The organism is Pseudophaeobacter sp. C1-32P7, from assembly GCF_041008775.1.
Lineage (GTDB): Bacteria > Pseudomonadota > Alphaproteobacteria > Rhodobacterales > Rhodobacteraceae > Phycobacter > Phycobacter gallaeciensis_A.
On the sequence record NZ_JAXGFR010000005.1, the window covers coordinates 276,842 to 294,266 of the forward strand.

16 protein-coding genes are annotated in these 17,425 nt (G+C 62.0%); 8 read left to right on the forward strand and 8 right to left on the reverse strand.

Features of this window, described 5'->3' with window-relative positions:
* Positions 1-23: 23 nt before the first annotated feature.
* From mutL to SM763_RS09885, 4 genes are read left to right on the forward strand one after another with little or no spacing between them, the layout of a single operon-like run.
* Positions 24-1,943 carry a DNA mismatch repair endonuclease MutL gene (gene mutL / locus SM763_RS09870; protein WP_368998398.1) on the forward strand — a complete coding sequence of 640 codons (1,920 nt, stop codon included), beginning with the start codon at positions 24-26 and terminating at the stop codon, positions 1,941-1,943.
* Complete coding sequence (locus SM763_RS09875; protein ID WP_368998399.1) at positions 1,943-3,163, forward strand: DNA recombination protein RmuC; 1,221 nt, start codon at positions 1,943-1,945, stop codon at positions 3,161-3,163. Before mutL ends, SM763_RS09875 begins: the two co-directional genes overlap by 1 nt.
* Entirely contained in the window at positions 3,160-4,485 is a 1,326-nt protein-coding gene (locus SM763_RS09880; protein ID WP_368998400.1) for an adenylate/guanylate cyclase domain-containing protein, read from the forward strand. Before SM763_RS09875 ends, SM763_RS09880 begins: the two co-directional genes overlap by 4 nt.
* A 34-nt stretch (positions 4,486-4,519) precedes the next feature.
* Positions 4,520-4,843 (forward strand): DUF3775 domain-containing protein, encoded by a 324-nt coding sequence (locus SM763_RS09885; RefSeq protein ID WP_065271795.1) that lies wholly within the window; start codon positions 4,520-4,522, stop codon positions 4,841-4,843.
* A gap of 64 nt (positions 4,844-4,907) precedes the next feature.
* Here the strand turns inward: SM763_RS09885 and SM763_RS09890 are convergent, their stop codons facing one another.
* The 5 genes from SM763_RS09890 to SM763_RS09910 form a co-directional block, all read right to left on the reverse strand.
* Positions 4,908-6,050 carry a saccharopine dehydrogenase family protein gene (locus tag SM763_RS09890; RefSeq protein ID WP_368998401.1) on the reverse strand — a complete coding sequence of 381 codons (1,143 nt, stop codon included), beginning with the start codon at positions 6,048-6,050 and terminating at the stop codon, positions 4,908-4,910.
* A gap of 13 nt (positions 6,051-6,063) precedes the next feature.
* Complete coding sequence (locus SM763_RS09895; RefSeq protein ID WP_065271793.1) at positions 6,064-6,312, reverse strand: SemiSWEET family sugar transporter; 249 nt, start codon at positions 6,310-6,312, stop codon at positions 6,064-6,066.
* Complete coding sequence (locus SM763_RS09900) at positions 6,312-7,364, reverse strand: saccharopine dehydrogenase (protein ID WP_065271792.1); 1,053 nt, start codon at positions 7,362-7,364, stop codon at positions 6,312-6,314. The genes SM763_RS09895 and SM763_RS09900 overlap by 1 nt, the downstream gene beginning before the upstream one ends.
* 25 nt (positions 7,365-7,389) lie before the next feature.
* Positions 7,390-8,004, reverse strand: coding sequence for a glutathione S-transferase family protein (locus SM763_RS09905; protein WP_368998402.1), 615 nt, complete (start codon positions 8,002-8,004; stop codon positions 7,390-7,392).
* Positions 8,005-8,070: 66 nt separating this feature from the next.
* Positions 8,071-8,724, reverse strand: a complete 654-nt coding sequence (locus SM763_RS09910; RefSeq protein WP_065271790.1) for a histidine phosphatase family protein — start codon at positions 8,722-8,724, stop codon at positions 8,071-8,073.
* A 244-nt stretch (positions 8,725-8,968) separates the two neighbouring features.
* On the opposite strand from SM763_RS09910, the gene SM763_RS09915 reads away from it, so the two are divergent.
* Positions 8,969-10,162, forward strand: a complete 1,194-nt coding sequence (locus SM763_RS09915) for a hydantoinase/carbamoylase family amidase (protein ID WP_368998403.1) — start codon at positions 8,969-8,971, stop codon at positions 10,160-10,162.
* Positions 10,163-10,218: 56 nt separating this feature from the next.
* Here the strand turns inward: SM763_RS09915 and SM763_RS09920 are convergent, their stop codons facing one another.
* From SM763_RS09920 to SM763_RS09930, 3 genes are all read right to left on the reverse strand, one after another.
* A complete protein-coding gene (locus SM763_RS09920; RefSeq protein ID WP_065271789.1) occupies positions 10,219-10,473 on the reverse strand; it encodes a WGR domain-containing protein in 255 nt (84 codons plus the stop codon).
* A 133-nt stretch (positions 10,474-10,606) separates the two neighbouring features.
* Complete coding sequence (locus tag SM763_RS09925; RefSeq protein ID WP_368998404.1) at positions 10,607-11,311, reverse strand: response regulator transcription factor; 705 nt, start codon at positions 11,309-11,311, stop codon at positions 10,607-10,609.
* Positions 11,308-13,209 (reverse strand): hybrid sensor histidine kinase/response regulator, encoded by a 1,902-nt coding sequence (locus SM763_RS09930; RefSeq protein ID WP_274833040.1) that lies wholly within the window; start codon positions 13,207-13,209, stop codon positions 11,308-11,310. The genes SM763_RS09925 and SM763_RS09930 overlap by 4 nt, the downstream gene beginning before the upstream one ends.
* Before the next feature lie 294 nt (positions 13,210-13,503).
* Here SM763_RS09930 and SM763_RS09935 point away from each other — a divergent pair, with 294 nt between their 5' ends.
* From SM763_RS09935 to SM763_RS09945, 3 genes are read left to right on the forward strand one after another with little or no spacing between them, the layout of a single operon-like run.
* Entirely contained in the window at positions 13,504-15,477 is a 1,974-nt protein-coding gene (locus tag SM763_RS09935; RefSeq protein ID WP_368998405.1) for an AMP-binding protein, read from the forward strand.
* Positions 15,478-15,529: 52 nt separating this feature from the next.
* A complete protein-coding gene (locus SM763_RS09940) occupies positions 15,530-16,339 on the forward strand; it encodes an ABC transporter ATP-binding protein (protein WP_116560346.1) in 810 nt (269 codons plus the stop codon).
* A gap of 29 nt (positions 16,340-16,368) precedes the next feature.
* On the forward strand, positions 16,369-17,355 hold the full coding sequence (locus SM763_RS09945; protein ID WP_065271784.1) for a branched-chain amino acid ABC transporter permease: 987 nt from the start codon (positions 16,369-16,371) through the stop codon (positions 17,353-17,355).
* Positions 17,356-17,425: the final 70 nt, after the last annotated feature.

Here is a 17,425-nt window from a genome sequence, read left to right on the forward strand (position 1 = left end):
GGCTCCATGCTAAATTTTGCGGTATGAGCAGCCCAGACCCCCAAATCCGCGACAATTCCCGCCCCGTCATCCGGCAGCTGGAGGACAGCGCCATCAACCGGATCGCGGCGGGTGAGGTGATTGAACGCCCCGCTTCGGCCGTGAAGGAACTGGTGGAGAACGCCATCGACGCAGGCGCCACGCGGATCACGGTGGAGATTGCCGATGGCGGCAAGACCCTGATCCGGGTCACCGATGATGGCTGCGGCATGACGCCCGAGGATCTGCCGCTGGCCCTGTCGCGTCACGCGACCTCGAAGATCGACGGATCGGACCTGCTCAACATTCATACCTTCGGCTTCCGGGGCGAGGCACTGCCCAGCCTTGGCGCCGTAGGACGCCTCACGATCACCAGCCGCGCCGCAGGCAATGATGCGGCGCAGATCCGCGTTGCTGGCGGTGGCATGGAGCCGGTGAAACCCGCCGCCCTGCGCGCGGGTACAGTGGTCGAGCTGCGCGATCTGTTCTACGCGACCCCGGCGCGGCTGAAATTCATGCGCACAGACCGGGCCGAGGCGCAGGCGATCGGCGATGTGATCAAGCGCCTCGCCATGGCCGAACCCTCTGTTGGCTTCACCCTGCGGGATGTGTCCGGTGGCGGCGAGGGACGCGTCACCTTCCGCGCCGATCCCCTGTCTGGCGATCTGTTCGATGCGCTGCACGGGCGGCTTGGCTCGGTGCTGGGGCGGGAGTTCGCGGAAAACGCGCTGAAGATCGACGCCACCCGCGAAGGTTTGCGGCTTTATGGCTACGCGGCGCTGCCGACTTATTCCCGCGGCGCGGCGGTGGCGCAGTTCCTCTTTGTGAACACGCGTCCGGTGAAGGACAAGATGCTGACCGGCGCCCTGCGTGCGGCCTATTTCGATTTCCTCAGCCGGGACCGCCATCCGGTGGCGGCGCTGTTCATCGATTGTGATCCGACCCTGGTCGATGTGAACGTGCACCCCGCCAAATCTGAGGTCCGCTTCCGCGATCCCGGGCTTGCCCGAGGGCTGATCGTCTCGGCCCTGCGGCACGCACTGGCCGAGGCCGGGCATCGCGCCTCCACCACCGTGGCTGGGGCGACGCTGGGCGCCATGCGCCCCGAACAGGCCACCTCGCAGTCGGCGCCACATGTCTACCAGATGGACCGCCCGTCGATGGGCGCCCGCACGGCGGCCTATAGCGCGCAGCGGCCGGATTACGTGCCGGTGCCGCCTTATCAACCCTCTCCGCCGCCGCAGAGCGAAGGCTTTGCCGAGATGCGCAGCGCCTTCAGCGGCCAGACCATCGAAGAACCCGTGCAGCCCGCGGAACCGGGCGTGCAGGAGGTGCTGGCCGAGGCCCTGCCACTGGGCGCAGCGCGCGGTCAGGTGCATGAAAACTACATCATCGCCCAGACCGCTGATGGCATGGTGATCGTCGATCAGCACGCCGCGCACGAGCGGCTTGTCTATGAAAAGCTGAAGCGGCAGATGGGTGAAAACGGCGTCGCGGCGCAGGCGCTGCTGATCCCGGAAATCGTCGAACTCTCCGACAATGACTGCGCCCGCTTGCTGGCGGTGGCGGATGAGCTGGGTAAATTCGGTCTTGGCATCGAGGCCTTTGGCGGCAATGCCGTGGCGGTGCGGGAAACCCCCGCGATCCTCGGCGAGGTCAACGCCGAGGCCATGGTGAAGGACATCCTGGACGAGCTGGACGATCAGGGCGAAAGCCAGCTGGTTCAGGCAAGGCTGGAGGCGGTCCTAAGCCGGGTGGCCTGCCATGGTTCGATCCGATCCGGGCGGCGCATGCGCGGCGAAGAGATGAATGCGCTGCTGCGGGAAATGGAGGCGACGCCTCATTCTGGCCAATGCAACCATGGCCGCCCCACCTATGTGGAGCTGAAACTGGCCGATATCGAACGTCTGTTCGGACGCACGTGATGGACAGCATGGAGGAGGCCATAGCAGCCATGGATCAGGTAGGGCCGCTGGCCCTGATGGCGGGCGGCTTTGCGGCGCTGCTGATCCTGTTGCTGTTCCTCTCCATGCGCGCCTCGGCCCGCGCGGCCTCGGCGGTGGCGCCGATTGCGCAGCAGATGGAATATCTGGGGCAGTCCGTGCAGCAGCTGCGCGGCGGTTTGCAGCATGTGTCGGACATGCAGGCCAACGCGCAGGTGCAGATGGTGCAGACGGTGGAGGCACGGCTGACGGATGTGCAGCAGCATATGAACGATAGGCTGGCCGACAATGCCCTGCGTCAGTCCCGCGCTATGGCCGAGATGCAGGAACGCATGCAGGAAAGCCTGCACGGCAGCGCCAAGCGCACGGTGACCTCTCTGACGCAGCTGCAGGAGCGGCTGGCGACCATCGACAAGGCGCAGGACAATATCACCAAACTGTCGGGCGATGTGCTGAGCCTTCAGGATATTCTGTCGAACAAGCAGACCCGGGGCGCCTTTGGGGAGATCCAGCTGAACGACATCGTCTCAAAGGCACTGCCTGCGGATGCCTATACGCTGCAGGCGACGCTCAGCAACGGCAAGCGTGCCGATTGCCTGGTGCATCTGCCGAATCCGCCGGGGCCGATCGTGATCGACAGCAAATTCCCGCTCGAACCCTATGAGGCACTGCGCCGGGCCGAAACCCAGGACGAGCTGGCCTATGCGGCGCGGCAGATGAAAACGGCCTTGCGGGCGCATATCCGGGCGATATCCGAGAAGTACATCATTGAGGGCGAAACCGCCGATGGTGCGATCCTGTTCCTGCCTTCCGAAGCGGTCTATGCCGAGCTGCACGCCAATTTCACCGGCGTGGTGCGCGAAGGGTTTGCGGCGAAGGTCTGGATCGTCTCGCCCACCACCTGCATGGCGACGCTGAACACCATGCGCGCGATCCTAAAGGACGCTCGCATGCGCGAACAGGCGGGGGCCATCCGCAGTGAGCTGGGCCTCTTGCACCGCGATGTGGAACGGCTGGGAGAGCGCGTCGGCAATTTGGACCGGCATTTTGCGCAAGCGGCCAAGGACGTCGCCGAGATCAAGATCAGCGCCGATAAGGCCGGGCGCCGGGCGCAGCGTCTCGACAACTTCGACTTTGAAGAGATCGACCAGGGGGCGGATCCAACCGGGACCGTGGTCCCGCTGGAGCATCCAGAGAGATGAGGGGCAGCGCAGCGGACCGGGAGTTGTGGCGACAGGCTGAGGTGGAGGCCGAGCGCGTCGTCTCAGTTCTGCGGATCGGGGTGTCGCTGGGGCTGTTGCTGATCTTCTTTCTCACCGTCTGGGACAATGTTGAAACGGTGGAAAGCTACCTGCGCCGGCAATGGCTCTTTGCACTGGCAACCATGTTTTCCTACCTGCTGCTGGGACTGTTCACCCTTTGGCGCGCGCGCCGGGGGATGTTTCGCGGCTGGATGATCTGGACCGGCGTGACCTTGGACTGCGCCTTCCTTCTGGTGAATGCCTGGGTGGGGCTTGAGAATACATCCCTGCCGGGGGGCGTGACCTTCCTGCTGCCGCCGATCTGGCTGGTGCCGGGGGTGCTGGCCTTTGCGGTTCTGCGGTTCAACCCGTATCTGCAAGCTTATACGGTGCTTCTGATCGTCACGGGTCTGTCCCTGATGGTCTTCTGGCAGCCCGAACAGGTGCCGGTGCAGGCAGCGGAGCGGGCACTGTTCCTGTTGTCCTTGCCCCCTAATATCATCCGCATTTCCATGATTGCCTTGGCCGGCATTGTTCTTGTCGTGGCCGCCTACCGGATGCGTGGGCTTTTGCACCGCTCGATCACCGAGGCGCAGGCGCGCACCAATCTGACCCGCTACCTGCCCGCCCAGTTGGCCGGGCGCCTGGCGGGCGGTGGGCTGGAGGAGTTACGACAGGGGCAGCGGCAGCAGATGGCGGTCCTGTTCATCGACATCCGCAGGTTCACCAGCTGGTCCGAGGGGCGCGATCCGCAGGAGGTCAGCGCCTATATCACCGAATTCCGCCGCCGGGTGCAGCGGGCTGCGGCGTGCAGCAACGGCTTGATCGACAAATACATCGGCGATGCCGCGATGATCCTGTTCGAAGGTGAGGACGGGGCGCAGCGAGCGCTCGATTGCGCCGGGGCGCTGGATGAAGAACTGCGGCGCTGGACGGCCTTGCGTCTGGAGGCGGGGGAAGGACCTGTCGAGGCGGGGATCGGCCTGCACTGGGGCGAGGTCTTTTCCGGGGTGGTCGGCAATGCCGAGCGTTTGGAATACAGCGTGTTTGGCGATACAGTGAATATAGCGGCGCGGCTGGAGCAGCTGACACGGCAGGAAGATGCCCGGATCATAGCCTCTGCCGCCCTGTTTGACGCCGCCGGAGCAAAGCCCGCGCGCGACGGCTGGATTGCCCTGCCACCGGTGCATCTGCGCGGGCGCAGCAGCGGGCTCGACATCTTCGGATGGGGGCAAGGCGGCTTTGCCCCAGATCAAAGACCCGGAGAGGACACTGCTGTCTGATACCGGTAGAACCGCGAACAGCAGGAGACGAACGATGTTGGAGATTTCCGCCCGCAAGGTCGCCCAGGTGGCGATGATGGCCCGGGAACTGGACCGGGCCGAAGGGGAGCTGCGCGCCTTTATCGACCGGATGAGCGTCGATGAGCAGGCCGAACTGACCGCGATCATGTGGATCGGCCGCGGCAGTTTCGAGGCGGAAGAGCTGTCAGAGGCGCTTGCGACGGCTCGCAGCGAAGCCACCACCCCGACCGCCGATTACCTTATCGGAACGCCGCATCTGGCCGACAATATCGAGGCCGGGCTGGAGGCCATCGGTGTGGATGTCGGGGATATCGAAGACGACGTGATCGGTCGCTGAAGGGCGCCTCACAAAAAATAAAGACCCGCCTGAGCGGGTCTTTGTGTTGGCAGAGCTGTTTGGTTCAGCCTGCGTGGTCGATGACTTCCAGATGCTGGGCCAGCTTGCCGATCTCGCCCATCCATTTCTCGATCAGCTTGGGATCGCTGGGGGCGGCGTGTACGCCGACCGGGATCTGTCGGTTCATCACCGCCTCGATGGCGAAGCTGACCGGATAGGACACAAGGCGCGCCATGGCGGTGCCGCGCTCGTCGCCCCAGGCATCCATCACATAGGTCTTGTGCCAAACGACCTTGCCGTCCTTTTCCGCCTTCAGGCTGACGCAGAGCACGACCCGGTCCGCTTCGCCTTCGTCATAGGCATTTTCGTCCCAGAACTGGTCGGACATCTCTTTCAGGCGGGCATCGCCTGCTTCGCCTTCCAGGGTCTCTACTTCCTTGAAGACATCGGCCCAAGCCTCGGACCAGCCGTTGAGGCGCAGGGTGCCGCGCACGAATTCCTTCACCGGCCAGGCCTCTTCGAACTCGTATTGCGCCTTGAAGGGCAGCGAGTCGCGGTTCGGGTAGACCTCAAAGCTTTCCGGGATGGGCAGCGGCGCGTCATAGCTGCTGATCGCATCCCATGGCCGGTCCACGCGCAGCTCGGAATAATCCCGCACCGACCGCGAGGGTGAACGCAGCGCCTTCAGCACGCCGAGCGGTGACCAGCTGAATTTATAGCGGAACGGGTTCGGGGTCTTCGGAATGCCACCGCAGTAAGAGATAAAGCTGATGTGGTTCTCGGCATCATAGGCGTCCGATGCCTTGTAATCCTGCACAAGCGCGTGGGCCATCAGGTGGTCGATGCCGGGATCAAGGCCGACCTCGTTCACCAGGGCCACGCCTGCTTCGCGCGCCTTGTCATCCAGCGCGCGCATTTCCGGCGCAATGTAGGAGGAGGACACGAAATGGGCGCCTTTGGAGATCGCCAGTTCGGCCAGCTCCACGTGCCAGTCGCCGGGCAGCATGGAGACAACAACGTCCTCCGGGCTCAGCATCTGGGCCAGGTTGGCGATGGAAAAGGCGTGAATATTGGTGGTCAGATCGCCCACCGCTTCGCGCGCCTTTTCGGGGGTGCGGTTCCACACCGCAACGTCATGGCCCGCCTCCAGAAGGCGGCGCAGGCCGGGGATGGCCGACAGGCCGGTTCCGCACCAGTGGATGGTCATGAGTGGTACTCCCTTATTTGTATTTCAGTTTGGCCAGAACGATGCTGATCACGATCAGCAAGGCACAGAAGTTGGCCAGGATCAAAGGCATGTCGCCCACCATAAGCCCGTAGATGAGCCAGAGCGAGACGGTGAGAAGAAACATCAGGTTGGCCGCCAGCGACAAGCCCGAGGTGTCCCGCGTGCTCCAGGCGCGCCAAGCCTGGGGGATCCAGCAGATCGTGCCCATCGTGCCGGCCAGATATCCGATGTACAGTTCCATCAGTTGCCCATGTTTTCGTCAAAGGTTGCTTTGGCCCGGCCCCAGACACCGCTGCCGAGATCGCCCAGCGTCAGAAGCGAGGGCAAAAGCTGCTCGGCGTAATCGACCGAGCTTTCGGCGGGCAGCATTGAGGGCAGGTTGTCGATGGCCATCACGTCTAGAACCGGGTCCTTGGCCACGCGCAGGGCAGGGGCATCCCAGGTGGTGGCGCGGTCATAGACCGGCACCGGGTTGTAATCGCTGTCCGGATCGCAAGCGACATCGCCGATGGCGGTCAGCTTGCGCGGCTCGGTCAGGGCAGATTGCGGTACAAACACAGGCGTGCCGGGGCGCGCAAAGATGCAGTTGAGGAACAGATCGTGCTCCAGGATTTCCGGGAAGGGGCCGCCATTGGCGGTTTCCGCCATGTCCCATTTGGTAACGATGACGCCCATGGTCTCTAGCAGATCCGCCGCGCCAGTGCCAACACGCCCGAGGGCTCCAATCACGATGGCGGTGGGGCGGGGGGCTTTCAGCGCGAACAGCTCGGAGGACAGATCGGCAATCAGCGAATCCTTGTCTTTGAAGACACCAACCGGGCCACAGATTTCGCCGCGCTGCTGGGCGGCCCAGCATTTCAACGTCACCGCCGCGCCTGCATAGCCGGCCCAATAGCCAAAGGCCGCAACCCGTCGGCCGCTTTCGTCCACCAGATATTCCAGGTCATAAAGCGTGCCGCCACCCTGGCGGAACCGCTCCAGCAACGCCTTGCCCGAGTGCTGACCCTTGAAGGCATGGCCGAACATGATGTGGCGGTGCGGCAAAGGCGTGCCGTCCTCGGGCAGTTCTTTCAGGCCAAAGATGATTGCCTCTGCCGGGGCCGTGGGCCAGCTGTTTTCGGCGGCGATATCGCAACCCGCATCCACATAGCCCTGCAAGGGGATCGCCCGGACCGAGCTTTTCTCGACCGTGACCTTGATGCCTGCATCGATCAGCGCCTTGGCGCCTTCGGGGGTCAGCCCGACCCGTTCTTCATTCGGGCGCTGCTCGGCCCGTACCCAGAGATGAGTCATTCTCTTGTCGTCCTTCACTCAAATATCAAAGCATGCCCTTGGCGCGTACTGCGCGCACCGAGGGGCGCTGATCCATTGTCGCCATGAAATCCCGGATCTTGGGATAATCCGCAACCGAAACCCCGTCCCCTTCGAGCCAGCTGCACACCACAAACAGATAGCAATCGGCGATACTGATCTCATCACCCAGCACAAAGGGCCCTTTAAGGCCGTTTTCGCTGATGTAGGCGGCAGAGGCGGCCATGGTTTCTGGCACTTTCGCTGTCATGTCCTCAAACGAGGATTGCTGACTGGCCCAACGGCTGCCGCGCATCTTGTGGGCATGGTTCACGTGCATGGTCGAGGCAAGGTAGTACATCACCTCGCGCATGCGGGCCTTCAGAACCGGGTCGTCGGGGCGCAGACCTGCGTCGGGAGCAAGATCGGCGATATAGTCCAGCAGCGCGCCGGTTTCGGTCAGGATGCCGCCCTCGACCGCCAGCGCAGGCACGCGGCCCTTGGGATTGATCTGCCCATAGGCGGGTTTTGTCTGCTCGGCGCTGGCAAAATCCACCTTGACCGCCTCATAGGCGATACCGGCTTCCTCAAGCGCGATGGCCACTGCAATCGAGATCGTGCCGGGAGCATAATAAAGCTGCATCTGTTTCGTCCTTCAATTCTGTCGCGGGCGGTCTGCCCCATGGTCAAATCGTGGTCAAACCCGCGGTCAAAGATGGGTCTGTGCAAAATGGCGGTCGGGTGTTTCCAGATGGGGTACCGCGTTGAACAGTACCGGCGACCAGTGCCCGCCAATGGGGAAAAGACGGTGCATCGAGGTATTCATGATCGCGAGCGCCATCCGGGCCATGCCGGTGATTTCGAGCATCATCGCCTGACGCATCGCCATGGAGATCAGCCCGCCCGAGGTCACCACCAATGCCGGACCTTCTCCCGCCGCGATTTCGGACAGAGCCGCTTGTGTGCGGGTTTCAAAATCGCTCCAGCTTTCGGGGGCATCATCGATTTCACCTTCTGCCCAGGCGGCCAGCACCTGCGGCAGGTGGGCAATGAAGCCTTCGCGTTCCTGCGGGATGGCCAGCCCGTGCTGTTTCTCCATCGCCTGGGCGAGGGTGAAATACTCCATCTCGTTGAGACGGGGATCCTGCACCACCTCTTCGGTATATCCCATGCCCGCAGCGGTTTCGATGTGCCGGGTCAGGGTGCCGCAATAGATACGGGGATGGCTAGCGCCGCTGGCGCGCAGATGCTCACCCAGCCAGGCCGCCTGCTGATGGCCCAGATCGCTGAGCCGGTCATAGCTGTGCTCGTCGCGGGCCTCGGTGTTTGCCTGCCCGTGGCGGATCAGCGTGATATGAGACATCGCTTCCGTTCCTCTGATCTTTGGCCTGACTCTTAGGTGAGCAGCCCGCGACATGGAAGGAAGGTTTCAGGGATGGCGTGAAATTTACCGGGTGCCGATTTGGCACGCGTGAAAAAAATGCAGGAACGACGTTCCGGAAAAGGTTAACAAAATGTGGACATAACGCAAATGATGGAAGATGTAGGTTAACACCCGTTGGAACTGACGGGCCGTACACAAGACCGTGACCAAGGGAGAACCCGGAATGAAGATCAACCCCCAGAGATTCTTGGCGGATCTGCATACGCTGCGCTCGTTCGGGGCCTCCGGGGTCGGGAAAGGTGTGGTTCGTCCGGCCTATACCGCGGTGGACATCGCCGCGCGCCGCTGGCTGGCGAGCCGCATGCAGGAAGCGGGGCTTGAGGTTCGGTTTGACCGGCTTGGCAATCTTTTTGGCATTGCCGGGGAGAAATCCTTGCTGATCGGTTCGCACAGCGACAGCCAGCCCGAAGGCGGGTGGCTGGATGGTGCGCTGGGCGTCATTGCCGGCTTGGAAATCGCCCGCGCCAGCAAAGAGGCCGGAGGGCCGCCGATTTCCGTTGTCAGCTTTCAGGATGAAGAGGGGCGTTTCGGTGTTCTGACCGGATCGGACGTCTGGACCGGGCGGCTGTCGATGGCGGATGCGGATCAGCAGACCGATAACGAGGGGCAGACGCTGCGGGCCGCGCGGCAGCGGATGAAAGAAGGGACGGAAAAACCCGTGCCGACGGATCTGTTCACCGGCTTTCTGGAAATGCATATCGAACAGGGGCCTACCCTGGACACCACCGGCGAAAAGATCGGTGTTGTCACCAATATCGTTGGCATCCGGGATATGCGGATCACCTTTACCGGTCGTCAGAACCATGCGGGCACGACGCCGATGCATCTGCGGCAGGATGCTTTTCAGGCGCTTTCGGCCTTTAACACCCGCCTGAATGAACGTTTTGCTGAGATAGTCACCCCGGCAACCGTCTGGACCCTTGGCCATGTTGCACTGCATCCCAATGCGTCTTCGGTGGTGCCGGGCAGGGTGACCTTCTCCATGCAGTGGCGTGATGCGGAGGCCGCGCGGCTGTTGGAGATGGAACAGATCATCCGCCAGACCTGTGACGAGATCGCAGCGGAACGCGACGTGCAGGTGGAGATGGGACCGGTGATGGGCATCGAACCCGTTGCCATGGATGACCGCATTCAGGCGGCCCTGCGCACGGCGGCCGAAGATCTGGCGCCGCAGCAATGGCGTGACATGCCGTCGGGGGCGCTGCACGATGCCGCTAATGTGGCGCGGGTCATGCCAACCGGGATGCTCTTTGTACCGTCAATCGGCGGCATCAGCCACGCCTTTGACGAGGACACGGACGAAGCCGATCTGACGCTGGGGCTGGAAGTTTTGGCCCAGGCGGCCGCGACCCTGTAAACAGAAATTAAATGCAGAAACCGGCGGCCTACGGGTCGCCGGAGCGTGCTGCGTGATCAGTCGGCGGTGGCCTGCGATGCCAGTCCGTCGCGGTTATAGCCGCGTTTGATCATGCGGTTGCGGTGGCTGTCGGCGGCAACCGACGCCTCGCGTAGGTTGCCATAGATGTTGATCACGCTTTGCCCATCGCGCCCTGCGACGCCCCATTCCCGAAGGACAGAGACCTCGGAAAACAGGTTCATCGCCAGTTCGATCCGGTAAAACCGGGAGGGCCGGGATGATGTTTCACGATAGAGAAGACAGGTAGCCATGAGGCGATTCTAATCGCGGTGATTCGGGTCGGCAAGAGAAAGGATAGTGAACCCGCACGGGCCGGGATCACTTTTGCACCGCTGGTTTGTTCCGGGCATCCTGCCGCCCGATGCCGACAGCCGATGATCAGCCTCAGAGCCAGTTCACATTGCCGAGGAAAATATAGCCTGCGCCGTAGATGGTTTTGATCAGCCGGGGGTTCTTGGGATCTTCGCGCAATTTGGTGCGCAGGCGTGACACACGCACATCCATGGCCCGGTCGAAACTGTCTCCGGCTGCCCCGCCAAGCGCCTCTTGCATCTGGGCGCGGGAGATCAGCCTTTTGGGACTGTCCAGAAACAGCCGCAGCACTTCGCCCTCGGCATGGGAAAAGGGCGTTTCGCCGCCGGTTTCATCCTCCAGAACGTAGCGGTCGAAATGGGCCGTCCAGCCAGAGAACTGCGCCGAATTCCCGCTTTGCACCTGGGCGCGGGGGCCGCCGCGCAGACGGGCGCGGATACGGGCGACGACTTCGGTGGGATCAAAGGGTTTGGTGATGTAATCATCAGCGCCCAGCTCCAACCCGGTCACCCGGTCCTGCACCTGCGCGCGACCGGAAATGATGATCACCGCCGCGCCCTGCTCCAGCGCCAGCCTGTGCACAAGTGTCAGCCCATCGGTGTCGGGCAGCGACAGGTCAACGAGGCAGACATCTGGCGTCACCCGTTTCAAGGAGGCTTCGAATTCGCGCGCCCGGGAAAAACTCTGGGTGCGGAAACCGGCCTCTTCCAGGGTCTCGGTCAGGATCCGGCGGATTTCGGGTTCATCGTCCAGAATGGTGACAAGAGGCGCGGTCATGAAGGGGTCTCCGGTGTGATCAGCGCCGACAGCTGCTGCGTGGTAAAGGGTTTTTGCAGAACAGGCCCGCGTTTCAAAGCCTCCCGATGCATGGCATCGCCCGGGGGCAGCGACGTCATCAGGATGCAGGGCAGGGAGGATCCGGCCAGCCGGTCGACCAGATCGATCCCGGTGGCCTCACCCTCCAGCCGGATGTCGGACAGCACCAGCGCCATGTCCGGAATGTCAGCGGTCAGGGCCGAGGCTTCGTCTACGCTGGTGGCCTCAATCACGGAATAGCCAAGGTCGATCAGCATGTCGCGAAAGGTGGCGCGCAGGCTTTCGCTGTCTTCGACGAGCAGCGCGATCCCGCCCGAGGCATCCGGCGCCAGCCGGTAGGGCAGGCGCAGGGTGACGCTGGCGCCCGAGACCGTATTGGCGATACGCATGTCGCCGCCTGTGGATTTCGCCATGTCATAAACGGTCGGCAGACCCAGGCCCGAGCCTTCGCTGCCCTTGGTGGTGAAAAACGGGTTCAGCGCCTGTTTCAGCGCCTCGGGGGAAAAGCCGGGACCAGTGTCGCTGACGCTGATTTCCAGCCAGGTTTCCCCGACCGCATGGACGCTGACGGTGATCTGCCCGGTGGTGCCGCAGGCGTCGCGGGCGTTGAAAATAAGGTTCAGCAGCGCGTCCTGCAATTTGCCCGCATCCAGCAGCAGCATCACGTCGGGCGTATTGTCGAGAATGCTGAGGCCGATGCCCTGCGGCAGCGAGGGCGAGGCGAGGATCTTCAGCTCGTTGAGCAGCACATGCATGTCGGTGGCCTGCGGGCGCAGGGTGCGCTGGCCTGTCATTTCCCCGATGCGGTTCAGAAGCCGCCCACCCCGCCGTGCCGCCGAAAGGGTGCCCTGGATTAGCTCATCCGCTTCGGGGGGCAGATCCATCTTGGCCAGTTTGCCCTGCATGCCGAGGATGATGGTCAGAAGGTTGGAAAAGTCATGCGCAAGGCCGGAGGTCATCTGCGCCGCCATTTCGCGGCGGCGGGCCTGTTGCAGGGCGACGCGGGCCTGGGTTTCTTCGGTCACATCCATCGACAGGATAAAGACGCCGCCGCTGTTGTCCGGGGTAAAGGCGACGCGGATGCGGCGGCTGCCGTGTTCCTCGGTAAACTCAAAGACCGGGCTGCCACCTTTGTACGCGGCCATCAGATGTGGTTCGATCCGGGCAAAAGCAGATGGCCCTAGCGCATCCGAGATATGCATCCCCAGAATGTCAGAGGGACGGCCCGGAAAGACCGAGCTGAGCCGCCGGTTGGTAAAGGTATAATAGCCTTCGCCGTCCACGTGGGCGATATGGGCCGGCATCATTTCCGTCGTCAGACGGGTGCGGGCCTCGATCTCGGTGAGCTGGCGTTTGGCCTCTTCCAGGGCGCTGTTGGTGGCGGCCAGTTCGCGGTTTGCTGCCGACAGTTCTTCGGTGTGGGCGATCAGACGGTCCGACATCTCCTCGGACCGGGCCCGCAGCAACAGTTCGACCCGTTTTGTCCGGGTGATATCGGTATAGACCGACACCCAGCCCCCCTGCGAAAGTGGCGCCCCTTCGATCGAGATCACCTGCCCGTTGGCGCGGGTGCGTTCCAGATAATGTGGAACAAAGGCAAGCGCTTGTTCGACGCGGGAGTCGACAAATTCGTCGATATCCTCGATCGGGCCGTATTCGCCGCTTTCGGCGATATACCGGATGGTTTCGTCAAAGCGCGCGCCGGGGGTTACCAGCCTGTCCGGCAGGGCGAACATCTCCTTGAACCGGCGATTGCAAACTGCCAGCCGCAGATCGCTATCGTAGATCGACAGCGCCTGAGCGATCAGGTTGAGCCCGGCGGTCGTCATGGCGGCGCGTTGTTTGTCTGACTGTTTCATATGTTCTCCCGCGCTATGGCTACCACTGTGCGGCGGCGCGGCAAAGAGGTGGTCTGCTGCGGCGTGAGGGCGCGTGGCGCATTTTGCGGGTCTCGGTGTCGCGGTAAATCTGCGGTGGTTGAGGGGATGTGAAACAGGCCGGAACACAATCCTGTGATCCTGTTACAATTCGTAAGAATTGGGAAAACATCAGGAAAAAGTTGACGCACTACCATCAGACAGGTCCTAATCGGGATCAGAATCGCGGAACAGCGATCATCCGGCCAGGGGAGGCCGGAAAGGGAGGAGATAAAATTGGCTCAGACGCAGTCGGGCGCCGCAGGACTATTGTCTCTGCCGGCGCTGCTTGAACGTAACGCCACGGAATTCGCTAATCAGTCGGCTTACCGGGAAAAGGAATTCGGAATCTGGCAGTGCTGGACCTGGGCGGAAATCGCCAAGGAGATCGAAGCACTGGCGCTTGGCCTGATCAACCTAGGCATCAAGGAAGGCGATTTCATCGCCATCATTGGGCGCAACCGCCCCTACCTTTACTGGTCGATGGTTGCGGCGCAGTCCGTCGGCGCCATTCCGGTGCCGGTCTACAACGACTCTGCCGCCGAGGAACTGGCCTATGTGCTGGATCATTGCGGCGCCCGCTATGTGATCGCCGAAGACCAGGAACAGGTCGACAAGGTGATCGAGATTCAGGAGCAGCTGCACCAGCTGGAGCACGTTATCTATCTGGATCCGCGCGGCATGCGGAAATACGACCACCATGCCTTGCACCAGTACAGCCACGTGCAGGAGCTGGGCCGCGCCGCCTATGACGAATGGATCCCGGATCTGAAGGCGCGCAAGGCCAAGCTGACCTACGACAGCACCTGCGTGATGCTTTATACTTCGGGGACGACGGGCAAGCCAAAAGGCGTTGTCCTGTCCAACCGCAACGTGATCGAAAGCGCCAAGAACTCGGCTGATTTCGATAAGCTGACCCGCAACGAGAACATCCTTTCCTACCTGCCGATGGCCTGGGTGGGGGACTTCATTTTCTCGATCGGTCAGGCCTACTGGTGCGGCTTCTGCGTGAACTGCCCGGAAAGCCAGGACACCATGATGACGGACCTGCGGGAAATCGGTCCGACTTATTTCTTTGCTCCGCCGCGCGTTTTCGAAGGTCAGCTGACCAGCGTCATGATCCGGATGGAAGATGCAGGTCCGCTGAAGCGCAAGATGTTCCACCACTTCCTGGCCCACGCCAAGAAGGTCGGCGGCGACATCCTGGACGGCAGGCCCGTGGGGCTGATGGATCGGCTGAAGTACAAGCTGGGTGACATTCTGGTCTACGGTCCGCTGAAAGATACCCTTGGCTATGGCCGCATTCGGGTGGGATATACCGCCGGTGAAGCTATCGGCCCGGAAATCTTCGATTTCTATCGCTCGCTGGGGATCAACCTCAAACAGCTTTATGGTCAGACCGAGGCCACCGTTTTCATCACCGTGCAGCCCGATGGCGAAGTGCGGGCCGATACGGTTGGCGTTCCGGCGCCGGATGTGGAGATCCGCATCGACGACAATGGCGAGATCTTCTACCGCTCGCCCGGCGTTTTCGTGGAGTATTACAAGAACGCGGAATCCACAGCCTCGACCAAGGATCCTGAAGGCTGGGTCGCGACTGGCGATGCGGGCTTTATCGAAAACGATACGGGCCACCTGCGCATCATCGACCGGGCCAAGGATGTTGGCAAAATGGCCAGCGGTGCAATGTTTGCTCCGAAATATGTCGAGAACAAACTGAAGTTCTATCCCGACATCCTTGAGGCCGTGCTCTTTGGCAATGGCAAGGATCGTTGCGTGGCTTTCATCAACATCGACCTGACTGCCGTAGGCAACTGGGCCGAGCGCAACAACATCGCCTATGCCTCTTATCAGGAACTGGCCGGCCACCCGAAGGTTCTGGAGAGCATCCGGGAGCATGTGGAAGAGGTGAACAAATCCGTTGCCGCCGACGAAATGCTGTCGGGCTGTCAGGTGCATCGCTTTGTCGTGCTGCACAAGGAGCTGGACGCGGATGACGGTGAGATGACCCGCACCCGCAAGGTGCGCCGCCGCATCGTCGAGGACAAGTTCGCCGACATCATCACCGCGCTTTATGACGGCTCGGATCAGGTCTCGACCACCACCGAAGTCACCTATGAGGACGGCCGCAAGGGCGCCATCAGCGCCACGCTGAGCATCGTCGATGCCAAGGTGGTTCCGGTGACACCGCAGCAGGTGGCCGCAGAATGATCCGCGCGACAAAGACAGGCAGCCAGAAAAAGGGGCTGGGCACGTGAAAGACATGGAAGAAGGATACGTCACCGAAGACGGCCGCAAGATTGGCGGCGTGGTGATGGAAATGAAGAACATCACCCTGCGGTTCGGCGGTGTGGTGGCGATCAAGGATATCTCGTTCGACATCCGTCAGGGTGAGATCCGCGCGATCATCGGCCCCAACGGTGCGGGCAAGTCCTCGATGCTGAACGTGATTTCGGGGTTCTACGTCCCGCAGGAAGGTCAGGTTCTCTATCAGGGCAAGCCGCGTCCGCAGATGCGCCCCTACGAGGTTGCGCGTCAGGGTATCGCCCGGACATTCCAGAACATCGCGCTTTTCGAAGGGATGAGTGTTCTGGACAACGTGATGACCGGACGGCTCAACTACATGAAGACCGGCCTGCTGAGCCAGGCGCTGTGGAAGGGCAAGGCCGAGAAGGAAGAGACCGAGAACCGCGAAGCGGTGGAGAAGGTCATCGACTTTCTGGAAATCCAGCACATCCGCAAGACCCCGGTGGCGCGTCTGCCCTATGGTCTGAAGAAACGGGTGGAGCTGGCCCGCGCCCTTGCGGCCGAGCCGAGCCTGCTGCTGCTGGATGAACCGATGGCTGGCATGAACGTCGAGGAAAAAGAGGACATGTCCCGCTTTATTCTTGATGTGAATGACGAATTCGGCACCACGATCGCCCTTATCGAACACGACATGGGCGTGGTGATGGATCTGTCCGACCGAGTGGTCGTTATGGATTACGGCAAGAAGATCGGCGATGGCACGCCGGACGAAGTCCGCAACAACCAGGATGTGATCGACGCCTACCTTGGCGTTGCGCATGACTGACCATCAGACCGGCTTGAGGGAGGCGAAACATGCCTGAACAACTGATTTTTGCGATGGAAGTCACGCTCAACGGCCTGATGGCCGGCGTGCTCTATGCGCTTGTCGCGCTCGGATTTGTCCTGATCTACAAGGCATCCGGCATCTTTAACTACGCCCAGGGCGTCATGGCGCTGTTCGCGGCGATGACCCTGGTGGGGATCATGAATGGTCAGGTGCCCTTTGCGCATCTGATCAACGCGGTCTTCGGCGGCCATATCACCCATTTCGGGTGGACGATTCCGTCCTTCCTAGCGGTGATCCTGACCGTGGCGGTCATGGTATTGCTGGCCTGGCTGGTGCAGGTTCTGGTGATGAAACATCTGGTCGGGCAGGAGCCGATCATCCTGTTCATGGCCACCATCGGTCTGGCCTACTTCCTGGAAGGCGTGGCTGACCTGATGTGGGGCTCCGAGATCAAGACGCTGGATGTGGGCATCCCGCAGGGCATCAACCTGTGGATTGATGAGACCACCTACAACATCTTTGGCTACGGCTTCTTCATCGACAACCTTGATATCGTGGCGACCGTGGTGGCGGCGCTTCTGGTGACCGGTCTTGTGATCTTTGCCCAGTACACCAAGCAGGGCCGCGCCATGCGCGCCGTGGCGGATGATCACCAGGCGGCGCTGTCTGTGGGTATCTCGCTTAACTTCATCTGGGTTCTGGTCTGGTCGGTTGCCGGGTTCGTGGCGCTGGTCGCAGGTATCATGTGGGGCACCAAGTCGGGCGTGCAGTTCTCGCTGTCGCTGATCGCGCTGAAGGCGCTGCCGGTTCTGATGCTGGGCGGTTTCACCTCGATCCCGGGCGCCATTGTTGGCGGCCTGATCATCGGTGTGGGTGAGAAACTGTTTGAATTTGCTATCGGCCCGATGGTCGGCGGCGCGACTGAAAACTGGTTCGCATACGTACTGGCGCTGCTGTTCCTGGTGTTCCGTCCGCAAGGCCTCTTTGGGGAGAAGATCATCGAAAGGGTCTGACGCAGCCCAATGACATCAAGGCCGGTTCCATTCGGGGAGGGATGGGGCCGCGCCGCAGGAGACTGAACGC